This window comes from Vibrio sp. 1978 (assembly GCF_033344345.1).
In genome coordinates, this window is record NZ_JAWPOP010000451.1 from 1 (window position 1) to 705 (window position 705).

At 42.8% G+C, this 705-nt stretch carries 1 protein-coding gene and 1 pseudogene; one reads left to right on the forward strand and one right to left on the reverse strand.

What is annotated here, in order from left to right:
• Positions 1 to 309 (forward strand): annotated as a pseudogene (locus R8N49_RS27170) (23S rRNA (cytidine(2498)-2'-O)-methyltransferase RlmM); the annotation flags it as partial.
• 91 nt (positions 310 to 400) lie between these two features.
• Here the strand turns inward: R8N49_RS27170 and R8N49_RS27175 are convergent.
• Positions 401 to 705 (reverse strand): DNA/RNA non-specific endonuclease (locus R8N49_RS27175; protein ID WP_318190457.1); only part of this gene is annotated, 305 nt, incomplete at its 5' end.

Sequence of the window (705 nt, forward strand, 5' to 3'; positions counted from 1 at the left end):
GATGGCTTTAAGTTTGAACCAGACCGCAAGAACGTGACTTGGATTGTGTGTGATATGGTTGAGAAACCAGCTCGCGTGGCACATCTTATGGGCCAATGGCTGCTTAAAGGTTGGGCGAAAGAAGCCATCTTTAACCTGAAATTGCCAATGAAAGGTCGTTACGATGAAGTACTGCAAGATCTTGAAAATCTTAAAATGTTCTTGATTGAGAACAAGGTGAAATTCAAGCTGCAAGCGAAGCATCTGTATCATGACCGTGAAGAGATCACGATTCACATTCAGTGTCTATCTAATATCTCTCCGCACTAAGTTATCGTTTCTATGTGGTTGAACATTATCAAAAAAGCGCCTACTTCAGGCGCTTTTTTATTGCGGTTTAGGAATCGCGATAGTCACTCGATTACTGGTTGGTTGGCCACATCTCTTCCCATTGTACTGATTCCATGTTGTCTTCGATGCTATCTGGCGTTTGAGCAAAAAAGTCTAATCCAGTTTGACGTTCAACTTCGTCAATGGTGGTAATAAAGTTGGCTAACTCAGAGCTTGAAACATCACGATGCGGGACAATGAACGCAATGGCTTCATCAAAGCTTGGATCAAGAATGACTTTGTAAAATGCGCTCGGGATCGCCACACCATTACCGATTGTTCCTTCGTTACCTTGGTAAATCGGTCCGGTCACCACATAAAGCTCATTGTACTCAT